Genomic DNA, 25211 nt, shown 5'->3' with positions numbered 1-25211 from the left:
AACTTTTTATTTTACTAAAAGTTTTCATCATAGAAAAGAAGCTACTAGTGGTATTTTATACTAGTAGCTTCTTGACGATTGCCATTAATAAGTTCGAACTGGCAAGATTAATTGTAAAATTGTATCATCATCAGGAATACGAATCAAAAATGGTCTCATAGCTCCTGTGAAGCTGATACGAATTTCTTGACCTTCTAACGCTTTCAAGGCATCCATCATATATTTGGCACTAAATGAAATTTTTAATTCCTCTCCTTGAATTTCTTTTGTCTCAATTTCTTCTACTACCTTTCCAATTTCAGGTGAATTAGAAGATATTTCAACAGAGTTTTCTCCGACTATAGCAAATTTCACAACATTATTCCGCCCTTCTCTTGCTAATAGTGAGGCGCGGTCAATTGCTTGTAAAAACTCCTTCGTGTTGACAATAAGGTCAGTTTTGCTTTCTGTTGGTATTAGTCTACTCGTATCTGGATAATTCCCATCTAATAATCGAGAGAAGAAGAGAAGATTTTTCGTTTTAAATAATATTTGGTTTTCCGTAATAACAATTTCAACTAACTCATCATTGTCATCTAAAATTTTGCTTAATTCATTCAAGCTCTTACCTGGAATGACAACATTATATGAGTCATTTGTATCAGTTTCTACTTTGGCTTTTCTAAGCGCCAATCGATGGCTGTCTGTCGCGATCGAAGTAAGCTCGCCGTTTTCTAAACGCCAATTCACCCCTGTTAAAATGGGGCGTGTTTCGGAAGTAGAAACAGCAAAAACAGTTTGACGAATCATTGCTTTCAATAAATCTGTTGATATTTTAAAGACATTTTGTTCCTCAATTTCTGGTAGTCGCGGATATTCTTCGGCATCTAAACCATTTAAATTAAACTCAGCACTACCTGAACGGATAACGGTTAGAGAATAATTATTTACTTCTATTTCAACTTGATCCTTTGGTAATTTTTTTACAATTTCACTAAAAAATCGAGCTTGCAGGACAATGCTGCCTGTTTGAAAAATTTCAGCGTATTGCTTTCCATCTTCTTCAACAGGGATAAAAGATTCTATCGAAATATCAGAATCGCTTCCTGTTAATGTAATTCCTTCTTCTGTTGCAACGATTTTAATTCCCGTAAGAATAGGAATTGTTGTTCTCGATGAAACAGCCTTCATGACATCTTGTACACTTTGTACAAGCTTATCTTTTTGGATGACAAATTTCATGATAATCCTCCTTTTGACATTTTGGAGCATAATTCTACAATTTGGAGCATATATTTTATATTTTATAAAAGTAGTAAAAGTAATAGTAGAGCTTGTGAATATGTGGATAACTGTGTGAAAGAAAGGAAACACAGTCTATCCACATGTGGACAGACTGTGCATGTACCATTTAAAGTTATTCACAGTTTTCAACATTACATTTTAAGCATTTCTTTTATTTCTTCAATTTGACGCTGTAATTGCTCATCTTTTTGGAGCATTTTTGAAATCTTTTCATGAGCATGAATGACCGTTGTATGGTCCCTGCCTCCAAACTCTTCACCAATTTTCGGTAAGGAGGAGTCTGTCATTTCACGTGATAAGTACATAGCAATCTGTCTTGGGAAAGCGATGGATTTTGTCCTCTTTTTCGCTTTAAAATCTTCAAGCTTTACATTAAAGTGCTGTCCGACCACCCGTTGAATGTCTTGGATGGTAATCACTTTTGGCTTTGAGCTAGGAATAATATCTTTTAAAGCTTCCGCTGCTAAATCAGCATTAATATCTTTGTTAATTAACGAAGAATAGGCGACAACACGAATAAGGGCACCTTCTAATTCACGAATGTTTGAATCAATTTGATTAGCGATATAAAGCATGACTTCGTTTGGAATATCGAGTCCGTCTGCTTTTGCTTTTTTACGTAAAATGGCAATTCTCGTTTCGAGATCAGGAGGTGTGATATCTGTAATTAATCCCCATTCAAACCTTGACCTTAAGCGGTCTTCAAGAGTTGGAATTTCTTTTGGTGGTCTGTCGCTTGATATAACAATTTGCTTGCTTTCTTCGTGTAACGTATTAAAAGTATGGAAAAATTCTTCTTGTGTTTGTTCTTTTCCAGCTAAAAATTGAATATCATCTATTAGTAAAACATCAACGTTTCGGTATTTATTACGGAAATCAACTGCTTTGTTGTCACGAATTGAATTAATAAATTCATTTGTGAATTTTTCTGATGATAAATAAACGACTTTTGCAGAAGGATTATGATCTAATACATAATGGCCAATAGCATGCATTAAATGGGTTTTGCCTAGTCCTACTCCACCATAAATAAATAGTGGGTTATATGCTTTTGCAGGTGCTTCAGCAACTGCTAAGGACGCAGCATGCGCAAATCGATTTCCGGAACCGATGACAAATGTGTCGAATGTGTATTTTGGATTCAACATATTTTGCGGGAGTTCAATTGCATCCTCACCTTTATGAGGAGTAGTAGTTTTTAATGGGGATTTTGGCATAAATTCCTCATCATTTTGATTTTGCGGAATGATGAATTTAACCCCAATTTCTTCCCCTGTTAATTCATATAGAGTTTTGGCAATGAGATGGAGATAACGTGATTCCAGCCAGTCTCTTGCAAACTCATTTGGGGCGGTGATAATTAATGTATCACCTTGAAGAGCATGCGCTTTTGTTGATTTTAACCAAGTTTCAAAGCTAGGCTTACTTAATTTTTTTTCAATTTCATTGAGCGCACGACTCCATAAATCCGCAATATTTTCCATTGTCTTTCGTTGTCCCTCCTTTACCCAATCAGCCTCAGTACAGACCGTTGCACCAAGATGAATAAATATACAATCCACAATTTAATGTGTAAAACAATATAATATAGTAGAAAAACGACTTTTCGACATAACTCACCAACTGTGGACAACTAGTTTCACAGGGTGTTTATAATCTTTCCACACATTATCCACAGTTTGTGGATAATGCAAGTATAATAATCTAGTTATTCAAGGTTAAAACACAAATATCATATCAAAATAACCCCTATGATGCAATGATTTTCAAAAACTTATCCACATAGTTGAAAAATGTTGAAAAATAGTTTTCCACAAGGTGTCGATTTGTTAAAAACTTGTCGATAATAGGTGTGGATAATTTTGGTGGTGTTAAATAATCATCCACAAGTGCACATTTATGAATCAGGTTGACAATTTCAATATTTATTAACTATAATTAGAAAGACTGTCTTTAACAGTTATTCCTCGGGGAGGTGTCATAGAATGAAAAGAACATATCAACCAAATAAACGTAAACGTAGTAAAGTACACGGTTTCCGCAGCCGTATGAGCACAAAAAACGGACGTAAAGTTCTTCAACGTCGCCGTCGCAAAGGAAGAAAAGTATTATCAGCATAGGCCACTGAAAAGAGTCAGTGGTCTTTTTACATGAAATTGGCTGTTTAAATAAACATGGAATATGAAACAATGAAAGTTGAACTCTAAAAATGGCTAAATCTAAAAAGCCATTATTTCCGGAGTGAGAGAAAATGAAAAAGAGAAATCGGATTAAAAAGAATGAAGATTTTCAAAAGGTATTTAAAAATGGAAAATCGATGGCTAATCGACAGTTTGTTATTTACATTCTCGATCGGCCAGAGGAAAAAGAATTTCGTTTAGGTCTTTCAGTTAGTAAAAAAGTAGGGAAAGCAGTTGTACGTAATAAAATTAAACGGTTAATCCGACAAGTTTTTTTAGAAGAAAAAGAAAATATAGCAAAAGGGAAGGATTATGTTATTATTGCGAGGAAGCCAGCCGCAGATATGAATTATCATGAGGTGCGAAAAAGCTTATTTCATCTTTTTTATAAAACAAATATATATTTAAAATCGAAAAAGAATAAAGTAAATGAGTCTTAAACTTTATATTTCAAAATTTGAATGTTTGATTCATAAAAAAAGATGTTACAATACTTTTGTATAATGAATCGTATGGGGGAATATTAAAAAGAATTTTTTCGTTGTTAGGAGGAAATGTCGTTGAAAAGGCGAATATTATTACTGCTTGCGTTAATTGGAATTGTCTCCATATTATCTGGATGTTCGGAAATCAATGAGCCGATTACAAAAGAAAGCGAAGGATTTTGGAATCAATATATTGTTTATCCGCTTTCGTGGTTGATTACATATTTTGCAAAACTTTTTGGTAATGATTATGGACTATCCATTATTATTGTTACCATTTTAATCCGTTTAGCCATCTTACCTTTAATGATTAAACAAACTCAAAATTCAAAGGCAATGCAAGCCTTGCAGCCAGAGCTAATAAAACTACGTGAAAAATATAGTTCAAAAGACCAACAAACACAACAAAAGCTCCAACAAGAAACAATGGCTCTTTTCCAAAAACATGGAGTTAATCCGCTTGCTGGATGCTTTCCTTTATTAATTCAAATGCCGATCTTAATTGGATTTTATCATGCGATTATGAGAACACAAGAAATCGCAAATCACAATTTCCTTTGGTTCGATTTAGGAGAAAGAGATCCTTATTTCATACTTCCAATTTTGGCTGGTGCATTAACATTTGTACAACAAAAACTCATGATGTCTGGAACAGAAGCGATTAATCCGCAAATGCAAACGATGTTATGGCTCATGCCAATTATGATTGTCGTATTTGCTATTAGCTTCCCAGCAGCTTTATCTCTTTACTGGGTTGTTGGTAGTATCTTTATGATTGTGCAAACACTTGTTATTAAAGGTCCTGAAACCCGAAAAGCCTCTGAAAAGGCGAAAGGAGCGCAAAAGTGAAGGAAATAACCTCTACTGGTTCTACTGTAGATGAAGCAGTGAAATCTGCTTTAGAGAAGTTAAAGGCTACGATGGATGAAGTAGAAGTTCGTGTAATTGATGAAGGGAAAAAAGGATTTTTAGGTATTTTTGGCCATAAGCCGGCAATTGTTCATGTAAAATTAACGAAAATGGAAGAAGAAATAGACGAATATAACCCATTAAAAGAAACTGTTTCTCAATTAATAGAAAATTCTACTAATTTTACGTCTGACCTAAAAGAATTGGAAAAAGATCCTGCAGATGAAGCGAAAAAATTCCTTGAAGAAGTTATTCAAAAAATGGGTGTGTCGGCGAGAGTTAACGTCAAACGTGATAAAAAAGTTGTTTATTTTCAAATAGAAGGTGAAAAGCTAGCTCTTTTAATCGGCAAACGCGGACAAACGTTAAACTCTTTACAGCTACTTACACAGCTAGTAGCAAATCGGTATTCAAAAGAATACATTCAAGTCGTTTTAGATGCAGAAAATTATCGGCAACGCCGTCAAGAAACATTATCCCAGCTTGCCATTCGACTTGCTGAAAAAGCAGTTCAAACGAAGCGGGAAATTCCATTAGAACCAATGCCTTCATTTGAGCGGAAAATTATTCATACCGCTTTAGTAGATGATGATCGTGTTAAGACGTATTCAGTTGGACGAGACCCATATCGACATATCGTTATAGCTCCAAAAGATTTATAATCAACATAAAATCGGAAAGATTTACGTAATGAATCTTTCCGATTTTTTTTTGTCAAAAATTGAAGTTTTCGAAGTCACGTTTAGCTCCAACTCATAAGTTTTTAAAACATGGCTCTTTTCTAAAGGACTGTTGCTTTACCATGAACCGAACAAAGCACGTGGTAGGACAAATTACGTTTGTCCGACAATCGATTTTTGTTCGGTTCAAGTCACGATGACAGTCGAAAAACAACAAAGTTTACGTAAACAGCCTAAAACATAAAAAGGTGTGAATAAGTAAAGGGGAGTAATAGGTGGTGTATATTGTTATTAACATGTGGATAAGTTACAATATTGATTAAGTATGTTTTGATGTGGATATTTTTTCTTTTCTACTTTTATACAATATGCTATCTTAAGGTTTTGGTTACTCTTTATTAAAAAATAATCGGCGGTTTCCATAAATACTTTTTTCAATAAGTGAGGTGATAAAGATGGATTTTGATACAATAGCGGCAATATCGACCCCAATGGGAGAAGGAGCCATTGCCATTGTTCGATTAAGTGGAAATGAAGCGATTAACATTGTGGACAAAGTTTTTAAAAGTCCTTCTCAAAAGAAATTACGAGATGTACCAACCCATACCATTCATTATGGAAATATCATTGATCCAGAAAGTGGACAAGTGGTTGAAGAAGTTATGGTATCCGTTATGCGTGCACCAAAAACCTTTACACGTGAAGATGTAGTGGAGATTAACTGTCATGGAGGGTTAGTGACAGTTAATCGCGTCTTACAGCTAGTGCTAACAAATGGGGCGCGCCTTGCAGAACCGGGAGAGTTTACAAAACGAGCTTTTTTAAATGGCCGCATCGATTTATCACAGGCAGAAGCAGTGATGGATTTAATTCGTGCGAAAACTGATCGAGCTATGAATATGGCGCTTGGCCAAATGGAAGGCCGTTTATCCAAGCTTATTAAACGTCTGCGTCAAGAAATATTAGAGACTTTAGCACATGTTGAAGTTAATATAGACTATCCGGAATATGATGATGTTGAAGAAATGACCCATCAAATGCTCGTGGAAAAAGCCCAATATGTTCGTAAAGAAATTGAGAAGCTCCTTCAAACTTCTCAACAAGGAAAAATTTTGCGTGAAGGTTTATCAACGGTGATTATTGGCCGACCAAACGTTGGAAAATCCTCCTTGTTAAATAGTTTAGTTCATGAAAATAAAGCCATTGTCACAGATATACCTGGTACGACACGTGATGTCATTGAAGAATATGTCAATGTTCGCGGTGTCCCACTCCGTCTTGTTGATACAGCAGGGATTCGTGAGACAGAAGACATTGTTGAACGTATTGGGGTAGAACGCTCAAGACAAGTATTAAAAGAAGCAGATTTGATTCTTCTAGTTTTAAATTATAATGAACAACTATCAAAAGAGGATGAGCAGCTTTTGGAAGCGGTAAAAGGTATGGATTATATCGTCATTGTCAACAAAACGGACTTACCGCAAAAAATTAACTTAGAGCAGGTGAAAAAACTTGCCAAAGATCGTCCGATTATCACAACTTCGTTAAAAGAGGAAAAAGGGATTGATGATTTAGAGGAAGCGATTAGTTCTTTATTTTTTGAGGGAAATGTTCAATCAGGAGACTTGACGTACGTTTCCAATACACGTCATATTTCCTTATTAACTCAAGCAAAAAAAGCGATAGAAGATGCTTTAGATGGGATTAAGCAAGGCGTTCCGATTGATATTGTCCAAATTGACTTAACTCGTTCTTGGGAGCTATTAGGGGAAATCATTGGTGATGCTGTACATGAAAGCTTAATAGATCAACTTTTTTCTCAATTTTGCTTAGGGAAGTAAAAAGGAGGTAAGAACATGGGATATCAGGCTGGATCATATGATGTCATTGTAGTTGGTGCTGGACATGCTGGCTGTGAGGCAGGTCTTGCAGCAGCGAGATTAGGAGCTAAAACATTGGTTTTGACCATCAACCTTGATATGGTTGCATTCATGCCATGTAATCCGTCCATTGGAGGTCCGGCAAAAGGGATTGTTGTACGTGAGATTGATGCCTTAGGTGGTGAAATGGGGAAAAATATCGATAAAACGCATATTCAAATGCGCATGTTAAATACAGGGAAAGGGCCAGCTGTTCGTGCATTACGCGCACAAGCTGATAAGCTTCTATATCAGCAAGAAATGAAGAAAACATTAGAAAGCGAACCAAATTTAACGCTTCAACAAGGAATGGTGGAACGTTTAATTGTTGAAGACGGAGTATGTAAAGGGGTCATCACTCAAACAGGTGCTGAATATCGTGCCAAAACAGTTGTTTTAACGACAGGAACGTTTTTACGCGGCAAAATTATTATTGGTGACCTTTCGTATTCTAGTGGTCCAAACAACCAGCAGCCATCCATTAAACTTTCAGAGCATTTACTAGAGCTTGGTTTTGAGCTTGTTCGTTTTAAAACAGGTACACCGCCTCGCGTAAATAGTCAAACGATTGATTATAGTAAAACGGAAATTCAACCAGGTGACGAAACACCTAGAGCCTTTTCATATGAAACAACGAAATACATTACGGATCAACTGCCTTGCTGGTTAACGTACACGAGTGAAGAAACGCATAAAATTATTGATGATAATTTACACCGTTCACCGATGTATTCGGGAATGATTAAAGGAACAGGACCTCGTTATTGTCCATCCATTGAAGATAAAGTAGTACGATTCCATGATAAACCACGTCACCAAATTTTCTTGGAGCCTGAGGGACGCAATACACAAGAAGTATATGTACAAGGCCTTTCAACAAGTCTTCCAGAAGATGTACAGCGAAGAATATTAGCGACGATCCCAGGGCTAGAAAAAGCGCAATTGATGCGTGCTGGATATGCTATTGAATATGATGCGATTGTCCCTACACAATTATGGCCAACATTAGAAACGAAAAAAGTAAAAAATCTTTATACAGCTGGCCAAATTAACGGAACATCTGGATATGAAGAAGCAGCAGGCCAAGGAATTATGGCAGGGATTAATGCTGCGAGAAAGGCCTTAAACAAAGAAGAAGTCATTTTAAGTCGTTCAGACGCCTACATCGGAGTTTTAATTGATGATCTCGTGACAAAAGGAACAAATGAGCCGTATCGATTATTAACATCAAGAGCGGAATACCGTCTTCTATTACGTCATGATAATGCAGATTTACGGTTAACAGAAATCGGTTATCAAATTGGATTAATTTCTGAAGAACGTTATCAAAAATTTGTGGCAAAAAAAGAAGCGATCGAAAAAGAGAAAAAGCGCCTTGTTTCAACGATTATTAAACCAAATGAAAAAACTCAGGAAATCATCAAAAATGCTGGAGGAAGCGAGCTAAAAGATGGAGTTCGTGCTTCTGATTTATTAAAACGTCCAGAAATGAATTATAACCATATTAAGCTGCTAGCTCCTTCTGAGGAACCACTTTCACCTGAAGTGGAAGAACAAGTAGAAATCCAAATTAAGTATGAAGGATATATCGAAAAATCGTTGCAGCAAGTGGAAAAATTAAAACGGATGGAAAATAAAAAGATTCCGGAAAACATTGATTACGATGCGATTACTGGACTAGCAACAGAAGCTCGGCAAAAATTAAAAGAAGTCCGTCCATTGTCTGTAGCGCAAGCCTCACGTATTTCTGGGGTGAATCCAGCAGATATTTCAATCCTGCTTGTATACTTAGAACAAGGACGTATTGCCCGTGTCTCTAATGAATAAGGATCATACCGGGTAGTTGTCCTCTAAGGCAACTACCCAAATGAAAACAAATGATGGAAGTGTATAAAATGGAAATAGTTCAATTTCAAAAACAATTAGAAGAGAAGGGAATTCCTCTTACACCCCTTCAAATACAACAATTTGAGCGGTACTATGAACTGTTAATAGAATGGAATGAAAAAATGAATTTAACGTCGATTACGGAGAAAAAAGAGGTTTATTTAAAGCATTTTTACGATTCCATTACCGCTGCCTTTTATTATGACTTTTCAAAGCCGCTTTCCCTTTGCGATGTAGGGGCGGGCGCTGGATTTCCAAGTATTCCTATCAAAATATGTTTTCCACATTTACATATAACGATTGTTGATTCGCTAAAAAAACGAATTACGTTTTTAGAGCATTTAGCTAAAGAATTAGACATAAACCAGCTTTCTCTTTATCATGATCGTGCCGAAACGTTTGGTCAAAACAAACAATTCCGGGAGTCCTTTGATTTAGTAACAGCTAGAGCAGTTGCCAAATTATCAGTATTAAGCGAATTATGTCTACCACTTGTAAAGGTAAATGGAGATTTTCTAGCGATGAAGGCTCAATCAGCACAAGAAGAATTAAAAAACGCAGCTAAAGCTATTTCTGTACTTGGTGGGGAAGTTGAAGAAGTCATGAGCTTTACATTGCCAATTGAAAATAGTGAACGCAACATTATTTGGATTCATAAAGAACGCTCCACCCCAAAAAAATACCCACGGAAACCTGGCACTCCAAATAAAATGCCCATTGAGTAAACATGGATTATCAAATATTTTTCCTATGAATGTGGGCGTCTAGCAGGAAAATAGTTTTGGAAACAAGAATTATTATTGTGGTAGTTTCAAAAGGTGGTGTCAGCATATGAAGCATCCTTTTTCTCGATTGTTTAGACTGGGAGAAAAAGATGAAGATGAACAAGTAGAGCATATTGAAAAAGATGAAATATTGAAAATTCCTGTCCATAAAATTGTTCCCAACCGTTTTCAACCTCGAACTCTTTTTGTAGAGGAGAAAATTGAAGAATTAGCACAAACAATTCGCACTCATGGTATTATTCAACCAATTGTTGTTCGTAAATTAGAAGATCAATATGAAATTATTGCCGGGGAAAGAAGATGGAGAGCAGTTCAAAAGCTTGGCTGGGAAGAAATTCCTGCTATTATTAAAGATTTTAATGATACCGAAACAGCTTCTATTGCATTAATTGAAAACTTGCAACGCGAAGAATTATCAGCCATTGAAGAAGCTGTTGCTTATGCAAAATTACTTGAGCTCCACCAATTGACTCAAGAGGCGCTTGCACAGCGCTTAGGGAAGGGTCAATCTACCATTGCGAATAAATTGCGTTTGTTAAAGCTTCCAAAAGAAGTGCAACAAGCACTTTTAAATAAAAAGATTACGGAACGTCATGCCCGGGCATTAATTCCGTTAAAGAACGAAGAGTTGCAAATTAAGCTATTACATGAAATTATGGAAAAACAATTAAATGTAAAACAAACAGAAGATAAGGTTGTTAAGCTGCTAGAAAAAGAACAAGTAAAACCAAAACCAAGACGTAAAGCTTTTAGCCGTGATACACGAATTGCGATGAACACGATACGACAATCTCTTAACATGGTACAAGAATCTGGTGTAAAAATAGATTCTCAAGAAGAGGAATTTGAAGATTATATTCAATTTACGATTAAAATTCCAAAGTAAGCTCTTCACGTTGTTGTGAAGAGTTTTTTTATTGTTTAGGAAATTAGAAGGAAATTACAAATTTACAACTTGTGGACAACATTGTTCATAGTTGGTTTTTTGTCTAGCTCCGGGCGTTAGCGGCTAGCCAACTTCCCATTTCATCTGTACGATAAGTCAACATCGACTCAACGATCGCCTAAGTTTCCTTTATCTCCTACTGAAAGGTCTTAGTTTGTACGCAGCTAAGCGGGGCGCTTGCGCTTTTCTTATGTTTTTGTCCATTATAAAAAACAACATTTATTCGTTTTCATGATAAAATAAACACTATGGAATATTTCGAAGTAGTGGAAAGCAGGTGACACCGTGGGGAAAATCATTTCCATAGCAAACCAAAAAGGGGGAGTTGGAAAGACAACAACTTCTGTTAATCTTGGTGCATGCTTAGCCCATCTTGGGAAAAGAGTATTGTTAATAGATATCGACCCACAAGGCAATGCGACAAGCGGTGTAGGAATAGAAAAAGCGGATGTTGACCAATGTGTTTACGATATTATTGTCGATGATGTCGATGCCAAAAAAGTGATTAAAGCAACTCAAATAGAGAGACTTGATGTAATACCCGCAACGATACAATTAGCAGGGGCAGAAATTGAACTCGTCCCGACAATTTCCCGTGAGGTAAGGTTAAAGCGTGCAATAGAGCCCATTAAACCATACTATGATTATATTTTAATTGACTGTCCTCCGTCATTAGGATTGTTAACCATTAATGCCTTAACCGCTTCCGATTCTGTGATCATTCCCGTCCAGTGTGAATATTATGCACTTGAAGGATTAAGTCAGTTATTGAATACGATTCGATTAGTTCAAAAGCATTTAAATTCCGATTTAATGATAGAAGGTGTCTTATTAACAATGTTGGATGCCCGGACGAATTTAGGTATTCAAGTGATCGATGAAGTGAAAAAGTATTTCCAAGATAAAGTCTATCAGACCATTATTCCACGAAACATTCGTTTAAGTGAAGCTCCAAGTCATGGACAACCGATTATTCTTTACGATCCAAGGTCACGTGGTGCTGAAGTTTACTTAGAATTAGCGAAGGAAGTGGTGACGACAAATGGCTAGAGGTTTAGGAAAGGGGATTCATGCCATTTTTTCAAATATGGAGGTCGAGCAAGAAGAGGCTATACAAGAAATCAATCTTAAAGATTTACGTCCAAATCCATATCAACCTAGAAAAACATTTGATCATAATAGTATAACGGAATTAAAGGAATCCATATTGCAACACGGTATTTTACAACCTTTAATTGCTCGAAAAAGTATTAAAGGATACGAAATTGTTGTCGGAGAACGCCGTTTTCGAGCAGCAAAGGAAGCAGGATTAAAAACCGTCCCTGTAGTCATTCGCAAATTTACGGATCAACAAATGATGGAGATGGCATTGCTTGAAAATTTACAACGAGAGGATTTAACACCAATTGAAGAAGCAAAAGCATATCAATCGTTGATTGAACATTTACATATTACTCAGGAAGAGTTAGCTAAACGTCTCGGAAAAAGTCGCCCGCACATTGCTAATCACTTGCGTTTATTATCGTTGCCTCCAATCGTACAAAACTATATTTCTGAAGGAAAACTTTCGATGGGCCACGGGAGAGCATTATTAAGTTTAAAGAAAAAAGAACAAATAAAACCTTTAGCAGAAAAAATTATGAAAGAAAATTTAAATGTAAGGCAAGTTGAACAACTCGTTCAGCAATTAAATCATCCTGTTTCACGTGAAACAAAAAAAGAAAAGGTTGAAAAGGACCTATTTATTCGTGAACGGGAAACTTACTTAAGAGAAAAATTAGGAACATCCGTTGTTATTAAACAGCAAAAGAAAAAAGGTAAAATTGAAATCGAATTTTTTTCGAAAGAGGATTTAGAACGTATTTTAGAAATACTTGATCCGAAAATATCTTCTTAAAGCCATCCTTGGGGTGGTCTTTTTCCTTTTCATTCATTTCTTCAAAAGTTAAGTAATATGTATCTTTTATTAAATAAGTTGTTTCTAGTTTCGTTTGATTATCCATATAACCAATTCCATTTTATCCTCTCCCATACTTGATCCGCTTTTTGATCAGAAAGAATTTGTATTAAAAATCTTTGTTTGTCGGAAGATATCCTTCTTTTCAAGAACTATTGAAGCATTACGTATACTTTCAGCAATTACATCGGCCATTCTCATGACGAGGTGAAGACGTGTATTTTGCAACACAAAAAACTCCATAAAACCACTAACATTCACAATTCCTGTTATATGAATATCTCCTACTTCAGGCAGCTCTTTATGAACCCCAGCTCCAGGTTTTATCGGACCTGAACCGATTTGAATAGATCCAACATTTTTTAGACGACCTAGACAAGCATCTACAGCAATGATGAAAGGAGTTTGAAAGGTCTTTAAAATATGGTTAATGTTTTCTTCTAAGTTCACAGCATGAACAGGATTTTTTAACGTTCCGAATACATGAAAGTTTTCTATCTTCTTTTCTAATAATTTAGAGCCAACTAAAGGTCCTAGCGAATCACCAGTTGAGCGATCCGTCCCAATACATAACACAACAATCGGTTGTTCATGAACCTTTGATAGAAATTCAACGATTTTTCCTGTTAATTGATCAGTCGCATCCTCATGTTCAAGAAACACTCTAGCAGAATGTTGATTTAATGAAAAAAAACTTGGCTTTATATTCATAGAATTCACTCCCATATCATAGTAGTAACAGTATACGGAAGAAAAATTTTTTCTATACATGTGAAAGCAATATTGAGGTGAAAAGTAAATGTGGAAAGCGGGCTTTAAATGGATGTATCTGATCTTAGGGACTGTTATTGGCGCGGGATACGCTTCGGGTCGTGAACTATGGCAATTTTTTGGCTTTGAAAGTGGACTGGCTATTATTTTATTTACTTTCTTTTTTATTATTTGTTGTTATGTCATTATGAAAATAAGCTATGAAGAAAAGTCTGAACATTTTTCCCCTGTTTTGGAACGCCTTGTAGGAGCTAAACTTTCTTATGTTTACGACCTATTAATTGTCATGTACCTTTTTACAACAACTGTTGTTATGATTGCTGGCGGGGGAGCAACATTACAAGGTTTAACGGTTCCTTATTGGATTGGAATCTTGATCTTTTGTTTTCTCTTAGTATTATTGTTTTTTTGGGATGTAAAGGGGATTTTGTCGTTAAATAGTGTTTTAATTCCCATTTTGTTATTAGGATTAGGATATGTTTTGTTCCATTTTCATACAGAGCATGTACATATTTGGACTTTTAACTGGAAAGAACAATATAATTGGCCAGCAGCATTTACTTTTACATCTTTAAATATTTTGTCAATTGTAGCGGTTTTATCAGCCATTGGCAAAGAAATCAAAGACTTAAATGAAGCGAAAATAGCCAGTGTAGGGAGTGGTTTAATATTAGGTGCAGTTTCTTATTTATATAATGAAACGTTAACGCAATTTGCTGATAAAATAAGCGGCTTTGAAATTCCGCTGTTTGCCATATTAGACGAATCTCCATTTATAATGTTTTTAGCGATGTCGATCGTTTTATGGATGGCCATTTATACGACAGCTGCTGCAGGTGTTTTCGGACTAGCTACTCGATTTAAAAACTATTTCAAAATTCCTCTGTGGCAAATGGCATCTGTACTAATTATTCTAATGGTTCCATTTACAAAGTTCGGGTTTGCTACATTAGTTTCTATTCTTTATCCACTTTATGCTTTAATTAACTTATACTTAGTTGTCACCATCTTGCTTTTTCCAATTACGAATCGCTACAAATGGGATTGAAAAGTTGTTAAAATGAAACTGTAATAATGTTAAATGCAAACCTACTCGTTCAATATATAGTGATGTATACAGTAGAAAGGAGGATGACTTCTTCAGTGGTGAATAAAGAGTTTGACTTGCATGATATCGTGGAAATGAAGAAACCTCATCCTTGTGGGACAAATCGATGGAAAGTCATTCGCATGGGAATGGATATTCGAATCAAATGTGAAGGCTGTGGACATAGTGTTTTAATGCCAAGGAGAGAATTTACGAGGAAAATGAAAAAAATATTAGAAAAAAGCGGAGAGTCATAAGCTGTTGGATATGATTCCAACAGCCTTTAGCATTTTTATACATATAAAATTAGAAAATATTTCGGAGCATTTATCACCTTTATGGAGATGATGTATTTTATTGTCTCTTTACAGTTGTCATTTTACTTGTTCAACTCTATAATTGTTGAAGATTGAATACCATTTGGCTGTTTTCGTAAACTTTGTTGCTTATCGACTCACGCTTTAGCGTGTAGCAAGCGGATCGCTTGCCTGACAGTCGAAAAGCTATCGTATAGTAAAGCAACAATTTTGTAGAAAAGAGCCTACCATTTTAATGGATAAGCTCGAAGAAAATTTCAAATAGATTCGGGATTTTTCTAAGGACAAGAGGAGTGAAAAATATGGCATTAACAGCTGGAATTGTTGGGCTTCCAAACGTAGGAAAATCAACTTTATTTAATGCAATTACACAAGCAGGAGCAGAATCTGCCAATTATCCGTTCTGTACAATTGATCCAAACGTGGGCATTGTTGAAGTACCGGATCATCGCCTGCAAAAATTAACGGAACTAGTCAAACCGAAAAAAACCGTTCCGACAACATTTGAGTTTACAGACATTGCAGGAATTGTAAAAGGGGCAAGTAAAGGCGAAGGTTTAGGGAATAAATTTTTATCACATATTCGTCAAGTTGATGCCATTTGCCACGTTGTTCGTTGTTTCCGTGATGATAATATTACACACGTTGCTGGGAAAGTAGACCCAATTGCAGATATTGAAACCATTAATTTAGAGCTCATTTTAGCGGATTTAGAAACAGTTGATAAACGTATCGACAAAGTAGCCAAAATGGCTAAACAAAAAGACAAACAAGCAATGTTTGAATATGAAATTTTAGCGAAGCTCAAAGAAGCATTTGAAAATGAAAAACCTGCCCGTACACTAGAGTTTTCAGAAGAGCAAATGAAGTATGTCAAACAGCTTCACCTATTGACCATTAAACCAGTTCTATATGTAGCAAATGTCGGGGAAGAAGATGTTCAAGACCCTTCTGAAAATCCTTATGTGGCGCAAGTTCGTGAATATGCAGCAAAAGAAAATGCGGAAGTAATTGTTGTTTGTGCCAAAATCGAAGCAGAGATCGTCGAGCTAGATGGGGAAGAAAAGGAGATGTTTTTACAAGAGCTTGGCATTGAAGAATCTGGACTTGATCAATTAATTAAAGCCTCTTACAGTTTATTAGGATTAGCAACCTATTTCACAGCTGGAGAACAAGAAGTTCGTGCTTGGACATTTAGAAAAGGTATGAAGGCTCCACAATGTGCAGGAATTATCCACTCTGACTTTGAAAGAGGATTTATACGTGCTGAAACAGTATCCTATGATGATTTAGTGGAAGCTGGATCGATGGCTGCTGCAAGAGAAGCTGGTAAAGTCCGCCTTGAAGGAAAAGATTATGAAGTACAAGATGGGGATATTATCCATTTCCGCTTCAATGTGTAATGACATGATGACATCATTTTTTATTCGTCGATTGTCTTAATATCTCGATGAATTGTTGCAAGTTTCGTATAGCTTTGCTATAATTCTATTTCGTGAGTAATTGATTAATTACTCCTTGCCCGAATGGGCCGTTTAGTCCAAAAGGAGGTGTAACAGGATGAGAAAATATGAAATCATGTATATCATCCGCCCAAACATTGAAGAGGATGCTAAGAAGGCTCTTGTTGAGCGTTTCAATAGCATTTTAACAGACAATGGTGCGGAGATTGCGGAAGTGAAAGAATGGGGCAAGCGTCGTCTTGCTTACGAAATTAAAGATTTCCGCGAAGGAATTTATATGATTGTGAACGTTGCTTCTAACCCTGAAGCGATTGAAGAGTTTAGTCGCTTAGCTAGAATCAGCGAAGACATCTTACGTCATATCGTTGTAAAAGAAGATGAGTAATGGTTTCCATATAAATAATAAGATGATAAAATCGTCTTAAAAGCGTTTTAGGAGTGGTTCTGATATGATGAATCGTGTCGTTCTTGTCGGCAGATTGACAAGGGATCCGGAGCTGCGTTATACGCCAAACGGTGTTGCGGTTGCAACGTTTACACTAGCTGTAAATCGCAATTTTACCAATCAGCATGGTGAACGTGAGGCTGATTTTATAAACTGTGTTGTATGGCGGCGCCCAGCAGAAAATGTTGCAAACTTTTTGAAAAAAGGCAGTCTTGCTGGTGTAGATGGTCGTCTTCAAACACGTAGTTATGAAGATCAAACGGGAAGACGTGTGTATGTCACCGAAGTAGTTGCGGATAGTGTTCAGTTTTTAGAACCAAAAAGTGCTAGCAGTAATCAGTCAAATTATTTTGACAGCAACCAAGGTAATAAAACTGGAAATGCCAATCCGTTTGGTGGCGGCTCATATGATCAAAACCGGAGCAATCAGGGCCACACTAATTTTGATGACGATCCGTTTGCAAATGATGGACAAACAATCGATATTTCCGATGATGATTTACCATTTTAATGGAGCAGTATGTACGGAAATTTGATCATTAAAGGAGGGAAATGTAATGGCTGGACGCAGAGGTCGTGGTAAACGCCGTAAAGTGTGCTACTTCACAGCGAATGGGATCACACATATCGACTATAAAGATGTTGATTTGCTGAAAAAATTTATCTCTGAGCGCGGGAAAATTTTACCTCGTCGTGTAACAGGTACTAGCGCAAAATATCAACGTAAATTAACGGTAGCCATTAAACGTGCTCGTCAAATGGCTTTACTTCCTTACGTTGCAGATGACAAATAAGTTCAAAAAAGGCAGTGAGGTCGAACGTTCCTTGCTGCTTTTTTCATTCCTAAGGAAAGGCCTTTTTTAAAAGATTGTTGCTTTACCATAGCTTTTCGACTGTCCAGGCAAGCGACAAAGTTTACGAAAACAGCCTAAGGAAAAGATTAAATTGTTTTTATATTTCATGGCATCGCTTTTTTATTTTGCAGCTTTGTCTCATTAAACTTTCGTTTATCACGTTTGCCAATTTGGTTTGCTTGTTTGCCATGAACCATATAAAATATGATAAAGAGTAAAGGTGGTGTCAATTTGAAACAGACTCGTATTATAACAGAAGCGGCAATCTTTCTGGCCATTTATAGTGTGTTACTAGCTTTCACTTTATTTATTCCAATATTTTCAATCGTTACAATGTTTTTTCTTGCATCACCTTTTATTATTTTAATCATGCGACATGGATTGAAAGCAACAATTCCGATGTTATTTGGTTCTCTTATTATTTCAATTTTTTTAGGACCAATCTTAGCTCTTCCAATAACCTTGATGTTTGCTGGAACAGGATTGATCATGGGGTATTTTTATTTAAAGCGGCAACCAATGTTGGCGCTTACAGGTGGAACGATTGCTTTCCTAATTTCTTTCGTCATTAACTATGTCGTCTCTATAGCTTTTTTCGGAATGGATGTGTTTGGTGAACTATTAGAAGAAATGAAAACATCCATGAATCAAGCTTTTGACCTTTTTTCTACATTTGGTCAAGAAGTGCCTGCCGACATCATCGATGAGATGAATAGCCAATTGGAATTACTCAGTTATATACTACCTAGCATATTAGTTGTCTCTGCGTTCATATTTGCAATTATTACTCATTTGACGAATCGCTTAATCTTAAAACGATTAAAGCTTGACTTCGGTTCTTTGAAGCCTTTTAAAGATTGGACATTGCCGAAAAGTATGCTTTGGTATTATCTTGCGGCCATTATATTAGGATTTTTGGACTTGCAAGAAGGTTCTTTTATGTATATTGCTCTTTTAAACATGATATTTGTGCTGCAGTTGCTTCTTTTGCTTCAAGGGTTTTCATTTATTTTTTATTATCGTCACGTAAAACAGCTGTCAAAGGGTATTCCTATTTTAGTCATTATTACTTCGATGATCCTTCCGCTCTTACAAGATTTGATTCGAATTTTAGGTATAATAGATTTAGGTTTTGATTTGCGAAATAGGCTGAAAAAGTGATGGAGTGTTTGAATGTTTTGAGGAGCTGAACATTATGCCACATTTTTATGAAAAGCCATTATTTAGGTATCCAGTATATACCTTGATTGGTTTAACCACCCTTTCTGTTATGATCATTTGGGGATATCAATGGTTCATTGGTTTGTTTATGACGTTGCTATTTGGCTTTTCTTTATTTTTTTTAATAAAGGCTGACCGACAAGTAAAAACAGAGATAGAAAGCTATATTTCCACGTTATCATATCGTTTAAAAAGAGTCGGTGAAGAAGCTTTAATGGAAATGCCAATTGGGATTATGCTCGTCAATGATCAATATTTCATTGAATGGACAAATCCTTACTTGGCGTCCCTTTTCGATGTCGATACATTAGTTGGCCGTTCTCTTAATGATGTTGCTGAATCATTAGTACCATTATTGAAACAAGAAGTAGATTCTGAAATCATTACACTCCATGACCGAAAGTTTAACGTGATTATTAAGCGGGAGGAACGGCTTCTTTACTTTTTCGATGTAACAGAACAAAAAGAAATTGAAAAGAAATATAAAGGTGAGCGGACAGTATTAGCTTATATTTTTCTTGATAATTATGATGAAGTTACACAAGGTATGGATGATCAAACAAGAAGTAATTTAAATAGTGAAGTAACCTCAATTTTAAATAAATGGGCAACGGAATATGGCATTTTTCTCAAACGAATTTCGTCTGAACGTTTTATTGCCGTTTTAAACGAAAATATATTATCTCAATTAGAAAAATCGAAATTCTCTATTTTGGATGAAGTTCGTGAAAAGGCAACTGTTCAAAATGTCTCTTTAACCTTAAGTATTGGGGTTGGGACAGGTGTTATAGAGCTGCCAGAGTTAGGGGGATTAGCACAATCAAGCTTAGACTTGGCTTTAGGGCGGGGTGGAGACCAAGTAGCGATTAAGCAGCCTAACGGAAAAGTGAAATTTTTTGGTGGAAAAACGAATCCAATAGAAAAACGTACACGTGTGCGAGCACGAGTGATTTCCCATGCTTTAAAAGAAATTATTCTGGAAAGTGACAAAATTATTATTATGGGACATAAATATCCTGATATGGATGCAATCGGCTCGTCAATCGGTTTATTAAAGGTAACACAAGTAAATGGGAAAGAAGGCTTTATCGTATTAAATCAAGATGAAATAGATTCAGGCGTACAACGTCTATTGGAGGAAGTGAAGAAAAATTCCGAATTATGGTCCCGATTTATAACACCTGAGGAAGCCTTGGAAATTGCAACAGATGACACTCTTCTTGTAGTATTAGATACACATAAACCATCATTAGTGATTGAAGAACGGTTATTAAATAAAATTGATAATGTGGTCATCATCGATCATCATCGCAGAGGAGAAGAGTTCATTCATGATCCATTACTAGTTTATATGGAGCCGTATGCATCATCAACGGCCGAGCTTGTAACAGAGCTTTTAGAATATCAGCCAAAACGGTTAACGATGAGTATGATTGAGGCTACAGCGTTATTAGCTGGTATTATCGTCGATACGAAAAGCTTCACGCTAAGGACGGGGTCACGTACATTTGATGCTGCTTCTTATTTACGGGCAAAAGGGGCAGATACGATTCTTGTACAAAAACTTTTAAAAGAAGACCTTGATCTTTATGTCAAACGCTCAAAGCTTATCCAAAATACAACAATTTTGGAAAATGGAATTGCCATCGCCAAAGCGGATCCATTAGAAGATGAATGGTATGAACAGGTCATTATCGCACAAGCTGCTGATACTCTTTTAACGATGCAAAATATTTTAGCTTCGTTTGTAATTGCCAAAAGAGATGAAGAGACCGTGGCGATTAGTGCACGTTCATTAGGAGATGTTAATGTACAAGTCATCATGGAGTCTCTTGATGGTGGAGGACATTTAACGAATGCAGCAACACAACTGAAGGGTATCACAATAGACGAAGCAGAGGAGCGCTTAATCAAAGCCATTCAAGATTATTTAGAAGGGGGAAATGAAGAATGAAAGTCATCTTTCTTCAAGACGTAAAAGGGAAAGGAAAAAAAGGTGAAATTAAAAATGTAGCGGACGGCTATGCCCAAAACTATTTATTTAAAAAAGGTCTTGCGATTGAAGCAACACAAGCAAACTTAAAACAACTAGAAGCGCAAAAGAAAAAAGAACAAAAAGAAGCAGCAGAAGAATTGGCGAAAGCCAAACAATTAAAAGAGCAATTGGAAAAAATCACAGTAGAATTAAAAGCTAAGGCTGGTGAAGGCGGGCGTTTATTTGGCTCTGTTACAAGTAAGCAAATTGCTGAACACTTGAAAAAAGAACATAAGATTCAAATTGATAAACGGAAAATTGACTTGCCGGATGCTATTCGTGCCCTAGGATATACAAATGTTCCTGTAAAATTACATTCTGATGTCACAGCGACTTTAAAAGTTCATGTATCTGAAGAATAATTCGATACGTACTAAAATAAAGTGTGGTCATTGTGGAAAGAAATACTTCTTGAAATCAAATCATATTTCCCTATACTCAATTTTTGACGGAGCATATTTTAGCTCCGCTTTTTTAAGATTTTTATCTACTAAAGGTTTAAACAATATTGATAGTTTAGAAAGCAAAGCTTCTAGAAGAAGGCGTAACAAAAAAGGCGGTGATCATCATGAATGATCTATTAGCTGATCGTATTCCACCACAAAACATAGAAGCGGAGCAAGCGGTTTTAGGCGCGATTTTTCTTGAGCCATCTGCCTTAACCCTTGCTTCTGAAATTTTGATTCCCGAAGATTTTTATCGTGCTGCCCATCAGAAAATATTTAACTCGATGCTTAAATTGGCGGATAAAGGTGAGCCTGTTGATTTAGTCACGGTAACAAAGGAATTAGCAGATGCGAAAATATTAGAGGAAGTTGGTGGAGTCTCTTACTTAAGTGACTTAGCTAACTCTGTTCCAACAGCAGCGAATATTGAATATTATGCAAAAATAGTCGAAGAAAAATCGATCTTAAGACGACTGATTCGAACAGCTACGAACATTGCTCAAGAAGGATACAACCGTGAAGATGACGTGGACGGTCTATTAGATGAAGCAGAAAGAAATATTATGGAAGTGGCGCAAAGAAAAAATACTGGATCCTTCCAAAATATTAAAGATATATTAGTCAAAACGTATGACAACATCGAAATGCTTCATCATCGCAAAGGCGAAATTACTGGCATCCCAACAGGCTTTACAGAGCTTGACCGGATGACAGCGGGATTCCAACGGAACGATTTCATTATCGTTGCTGCTCGCCCATCTGTTGGTAAAACGGCGTTTGCGCTCAATATAGCCCAAAATGTAGCAACCAAAACAGATGAAAATGTTGCGATTTTTAGTTTAGAAATGGGTGCTGATCAATTAGTTATGCGTATGCTTTGTGCAGAAGGAAATATTAATGCCCAAAATTTACGTACAGGAAATTTAACCCCAGAAGATTGGGGAAAATTAACGATGGCGATGGGGAGCTTATCCAATGCAGGAATTTACATCGATGATACACCAGGGATTAAAGTGAGTGAAATTCGCGCAAAATGTCGCCGCCTAAAGCAGGAAAGGGGACTAGGATTAGTTCTGATCGACTATTTACAATTAATACAAGGAAGCGGACGGAACAGAGAGAACCGGCAGCAGGAGGTTTCTGAAATTTCTCGTTCCTTAAAAGCATTAGCACGTGAATTAGAAGTTCCAGTTATTGCATTATCACAGCTTTCTCGTGGTGTTGAACAACGCCAAGATAAACGTCCGATGATGTCGGATATTCGCGAGTCTGGTAGTATCGAGCAGGATGCAGATATCGTTGCGTTTTTATATCGTGATGACTATTATGATAAAGAAACAGAGAATAAAAATATTATAGAAATAATTATTGCTAAGCAGCGGAATGGTCCTGTTGGAACTGTTCAGCTTGCTTTTGTTAAAGAATATAACAAGTTTGTTAACCTAGAACGGAGATTTGAAGAATCAAATATTCCCCCTGGTGCATAACAACGCCTTATCCATTTAAGGCGTTTTTTTGCTTACTTGGCAGAAAGAAGTTTCATCTCGATGTAATCGATTAGTTGATGTATAAAGTGTAAATAGCGTTATGATAGGTGAAAGGACTAGCAATAGATTTTATTAAAGGCTCTTCTCTAAAAGATTTTTGCTTTACTATAGCTTTTCGACTGACATAGGCAAGCGATACTCGTGGATCGCCCGCGGAAAGGGAGCGAATTTCACAAATATCAACAATATCCTATAACAGAGCCTTATCCAAAAAAATAATACGAACAAAATAAATATATATATTTACAAATGTTCGGATTTTATTGACGTCTCTGTTTTAAATTGGTAAAATGAACTTGTTTGTGAAATAAGGGATTTTGATGGATAGCGGAGGTGCACTACTATGTCTTCAGTCGTTGTCGTAGGTACGCAATGGGGAGATGAAGGAAAAGGAAAAATTACCGATTTTCTTTCACAACATGCAGAAGTGATTGCTCGTTATCAAGGTGGGAACAATGCCGGTCATACCATTAAATTTAATGGTGAAACATATAAATTACACTTAATACCGTCTGGAATTTTTTTTAGTGAAAAAATTTGTGTAATTGGCAATGGCATGGTTGTTGATCCAAAGGCGTTAGTACAAGAATTAAACGGATTACATGAACGTGGAATTAAAACTGATAATCTCCGCATTAGTAACCGTGCTCATGTCATTTTACCATATCATTTAAAATTAGATGCATTAGAGGAAGAGAGAAAAGGTGCCAATAAAATCGGAACGACGAAAAAAGGAATTGGTCCTGCTTACATGGACAAGGCAGCACGTGTCGGAATACGTATTGCCGACCTTTTAGATCGAGAAGTATTTGAAGAAAAGCTTAGAAGAAACTTAGAAGAAAAAAATCGTTTATTTGAAAAAGTGTATGAAGTTGAGGGATTTAAGCTAGAGGATATCTTAAATGAGTATTATGAATACGGCCAACAAATTAAACAATATGTTTGTGATACATCTGTTGTCCTAAATGATGCGTTAGATGAAGGCCGCCGTGTATTATTCGAAGGAGCTCAAGGGGTTATGTTAGATATTGACCAAGGTACTTATCCATTTGTCACCTCTTCAAATCCTGTTGCTGGTGGCGTTACAATTGGTGCAGGTGTTGGCCCAACAAAAATTAATCATGTTGTCGGTGTTTCGAAAGCATATACAACTCGTGTTGGTGACGGTCCATTCCCAACAGAGCTTCATGATGAAATTGGCGACCAAATTCGTGAAGTTGGAAGAGAATATGGGACTACAACAGGCCGTCCACGCCGAGTAGGTTGGTTCGATAGTGTGGTTGTTCGGCATGCACGCCGTGTCAGTGGAATTACAGACTTATCTTTAAACTCGATTGATGTGTTAACAGGAATTGAAACATTAAAAATTTGTGTTGCTTACAAATATAAAGGGGAAATTTTAGAAGAATTCCCTGCAAGCTTAAAAGTATTATCTGAATGTGAACCGGTATATGAAGAAATGCCAGGTTGGAAAGAAGACATTACAGGAGTAAGAAGCTTAGATGAGCTTCCAGAAAATGCTCGTCATTATATTGAACGTATTTCCCAATTAACAGGAATTCCATTATCAATATTCTCAGTCGGACCAGATCGTTCGCAAACGAATGTTGTTCGCAGCGTTTTTAGAGCTAATTAACAATTTCTATAAATCTTTTTCGGTTGAAAAATGAGGTAAGTAAACATTTTTTAGATCTCGTCTAGAAGTCTCCCACCTCTACGCGACGTTTAGGTGGGAGGTTCATATATGTTTCGCTTACCTTTTTGTATAAAAACCATTTTTTCTTTCAAAAACCCTTGCCTTATCTATTTTATGATGATATTATAAAAGACGTCCTGTTTTGAATATTTTAAAAAGGTTTATAACGATTTTCCCTATAATATGGCTCGGTAGCTCAGTCGGTAGAGCAACGAGCAAAACATCCATGAGTAAGCTTCGAGTTGTACCAGCCGAGCGGCATCTTGAGAAGACAAACTGAGGCTGGGACAAAGGACA

24 protein-coding genes are annotated in these 25211 nt (G+C 36.3%); 21 read left to right on the top strand and 3 right to left on the bottom strand.

All coding sequences use genetic code 11. The features are described from left to right. Positions 1-84: 84 nt before the first annotated feature. Together dnaN and dnaA are read right to left on the bottom strand one after the other, a co-directional pair. A complete protein-coding gene (gene dnaN / locus J2S06_RS14135; protein ID WP_044748977.1) occupies positions 85-1221 on the bottom strand; it encodes a DNA polymerase III subunit beta in 1137 nt (378 codons plus the stop codon). A 194-nt stretch (positions 1222-1415) separates the two neighbouring features. Beyond that, on the bottom strand, positions 1416-2768 hold the full coding sequence (dnaA, locus tag J2S06_RS14130; protein WP_044748978.1) for a chromosomal replication initiator protein DnaA: 1353 nt from the start codon (positions 2766-2768) through the stop codon (positions 1416-1418). A 501-nt stretch (positions 2769-3269) separates the two neighbouring features. Here dnaA and rpmH point away from each other — a divergent pair. The 10 genes from rpmH (at position 3270) to J2S06_RS14080 (ending at position 12972) form a co-directional block, all read left to right on the top strand. After that, positions 3270-3404: a 50S ribosomal protein L34 gene (gene rpmH, locus J2S06_RS14125; RefSeq protein WP_044748979.1), complete on the top strand. Its 135-nt coding sequence runs from the start codon at positions 3270-3272 to the stop codon at positions 3402-3404. A gap of 131 nt (positions 3405-3535) precedes the next feature. After that, complete coding sequence (rnpA, locus tag J2S06_RS14120) at positions 3536-3904, top strand: ribonuclease P protein component (protein ID WP_044748980.1); 369 nt, start codon at positions 3536-3538, stop codon at positions 3902-3904. Between the two features lie 114 nt (positions 3905-4018). After that, positions 4019-4798, top strand: a complete 780-nt coding sequence (spoIIIJ, locus tag J2S06_RS14115) for a YidC family membrane integrase SpoIIIJ (protein WP_152642912.1) — start codon at positions 4019-4021, stop codon at positions 4796-4798. Beyond that, complete coding sequence (gene jag / locus J2S06_RS14110; RefSeq protein ID WP_044748982.1) at positions 4795-5520, top strand: RNA-binding cell elongation regulator Jag/EloR; 726 nt, start codon at positions 4795-4797, stop codon at positions 5518-5520. Before spoIIIJ ends, jag begins: the two co-directional genes overlap by 4 nt. A gap of 473 nt (positions 5521-5993) precedes the next feature. Continuing rightward, positions 5994-7379, top strand: coding sequence for a tRNA uridine-5-carboxymethylaminomethyl(34) synthesis GTPase MnmE (mnmE, locus tag J2S06_RS14105; RefSeq protein WP_044748983.1), 1386 nt, complete (start codon positions 5994-5996; stop codon positions 7377-7379). A gap of 15 nt (positions 7380-7394) precedes the next feature. Next, positions 7395-9284 (top strand): tRNA uridine-5-carboxymethylaminomethyl(34) synthesis enzyme MnmG, encoded by a 1890-nt coding sequence (mnmG, locus tag J2S06_RS14100; RefSeq protein ID WP_044748984.1) that lies wholly within the window; start codon positions 7395-7397, stop codon positions 9282-9284. A gap of 68 nt (positions 9285-9352) precedes the next feature. Further along, the gene (gene rsmG, locus J2S06_RS14095; protein WP_419152699.1) at positions 9353-10069 is read left to right on the top strand and encodes a 16S rRNA (guanine(527)-N(7))-methyltransferase RsmG; all 717 of its coding nucleotides are present in this window, start codon (positions 9353-9355) and stop codon (positions 10067-10069) included. Positions 10070-10175: 106 nt separating this feature from the next. Then, complete coding sequence (gene noc, locus J2S06_RS14090; RefSeq protein ID WP_419152698.1) at positions 10176-11015, top strand: nucleoid occlusion protein; 840 nt, start codon at positions 10176-10178, stop codon at positions 11013-11015. 345 nt (positions 11016-11360) lie between these two features. Next, complete coding sequence (locus J2S06_RS14085) at positions 11361-12125, top strand: ParA family protein (RefSeq protein WP_419152697.1); 765 nt, start codon at positions 11361-11363, stop codon at positions 12123-12125. After that, the gene (locus J2S06_RS14080; RefSeq protein WP_044748988.1) at positions 12118-12972 is read left to right on the top strand and encodes a ParB/RepB/Spo0J family partition protein; all 855 of its coding nucleotides are present in this window, start codon (positions 12118-12120) and stop codon (positions 12970-12972) included. Before J2S06_RS14085 ends, J2S06_RS14080 begins: the two co-directional genes overlap by 8 nt. Before the next feature lie 153 nt (positions 12973-13125). Here J2S06_RS14080 and yyaC read toward each other — a convergent pair whose 3' ends face one another. Further along, complete coding sequence (gene yyaC / locus J2S06_RS14075) at positions 13126-13743, bottom strand: spore protease YyaC (RefSeq protein ID WP_419152696.1); 618 nt, start codon at positions 13741-13743, stop codon at positions 13126-13128. Between the two features lie 88 nt (positions 13744-13831). Between yyaC and J2S06_RS14070 the strand changes: the two genes are divergently transcribed. The 11 genes from J2S06_RS14070 to J2S06_RS14020 all read left to right on the top strand — a co-directional run bounded on the left by J2S06_RS14070 (position 13832) and on the right by J2S06_RS14020 (position 24854). Then, positions 13832-14851 (top strand): YkvI family membrane protein, encoded by a 1020-nt coding sequence (locus tag J2S06_RS14070; protein ID WP_419152695.1) that lies wholly within the window; start codon positions 13832-13834, stop codon positions 14849-14851. Positions 14852-14946: 95 nt separating this feature from the next. Continuing rightward, complete coding sequence (locus J2S06_RS14065) at positions 14947-15147, top strand: DUF951 domain-containing protein (RefSeq protein ID WP_459077056.1); 201 nt, start codon at positions 14947-14949, stop codon at positions 15145-15147. A gap of 362 nt (positions 15148-15509) precedes the next feature. Continuing rightward, positions 15510-16610, top strand: coding sequence for a redox-regulated ATPase YchF (gene ychF, locus J2S06_RS14060; protein ID WP_044748992.1), 1101 nt, complete (start codon positions 15510-15512; stop codon positions 16608-16610). A 157-nt stretch (positions 16611-16767) separates the two neighbouring features. Next, on the top strand, positions 16768-17055 hold the full coding sequence (rpsF, locus tag J2S06_RS14055; RefSeq protein WP_044748993.1) for a 30S ribosomal protein S6: 288 nt from the start codon (positions 16768-16770) through the stop codon (positions 17053-17055). A gap of 64 nt (positions 17056-17119) precedes the next feature. Further along, entirely contained in the window at positions 17120-17626 is a 507-nt protein-coding gene (gene ssb, locus J2S06_RS14050; protein ID WP_044748994.1) for a single-stranded DNA-binding protein, read from the top strand. Between the two features lie 46 nt (positions 17627-17672). Next, positions 17673-17909, top strand: a complete 237-nt coding sequence (gene rpsR, locus J2S06_RS14045; RefSeq protein WP_044748995.1) for a 30S ribosomal protein S18 — start codon at positions 17673-17675, stop codon at positions 17907-17909. Between the two features lie 291 nt (positions 17910-18200). Then, positions 18201-19130 (top strand): YybS family protein, encoded by a 930-nt coding sequence (locus J2S06_RS14040; protein WP_052659382.1) that lies wholly within the window; start codon positions 18201-18203, stop codon positions 19128-19130. Between the two features lie 34 nt (positions 19131-19164). Beyond that, positions 19165-21144, top strand: a complete 1980-nt coding sequence (locus J2S06_RS14035; RefSeq protein WP_419152693.1) for a DHH family phosphoesterase — start codon at positions 19165-19167, stop codon at positions 21142-21144. Beyond that, entirely contained in the window at positions 21141-21587 is a 447-nt protein-coding gene (gene rplI, locus J2S06_RS14030) for a 50S ribosomal protein L9 (RefSeq protein ID WP_044748997.1), read from the top strand. The genes J2S06_RS14035 and rplI overlap by 4 nt, the downstream gene beginning before the upstream one ends. 206 nt (positions 21588-21793) lie before the next feature. After that, positions 21794-23158, top strand: a complete 1365-nt coding sequence (gene dnaB / locus J2S06_RS14025; RefSeq protein WP_044748998.1) for a replicative DNA helicase — start codon at positions 21794-21796, stop codon at positions 23156-23158. A 403-nt stretch (positions 23159-23561) separates the two neighbouring features. Next, complete coding sequence (locus J2S06_RS14020; protein WP_419152692.1) at positions 23562-24854, top strand: adenylosuccinate synthase; 1293 nt, start codon at positions 23562-23564, stop codon at positions 24852-24854. The last annotated feature ends 357 nt before the right edge of the window (positions 24855-25211 follow it).

It is taken from the genome of Bacillus alveayuensis (assembly GCA_030812955.1).
Taxonomy (GTDB): domain Bacteria; phylum Bacillota; class Bacilli; order Bacillales; family Aeribacillaceae; genus Bacillus_CB; species Bacillus_CB alveayuensis.
Note: the sequence above shows the minus strand (reverse complement) of the source record. Positions and strands in the feature narration are given on the sequence as shown.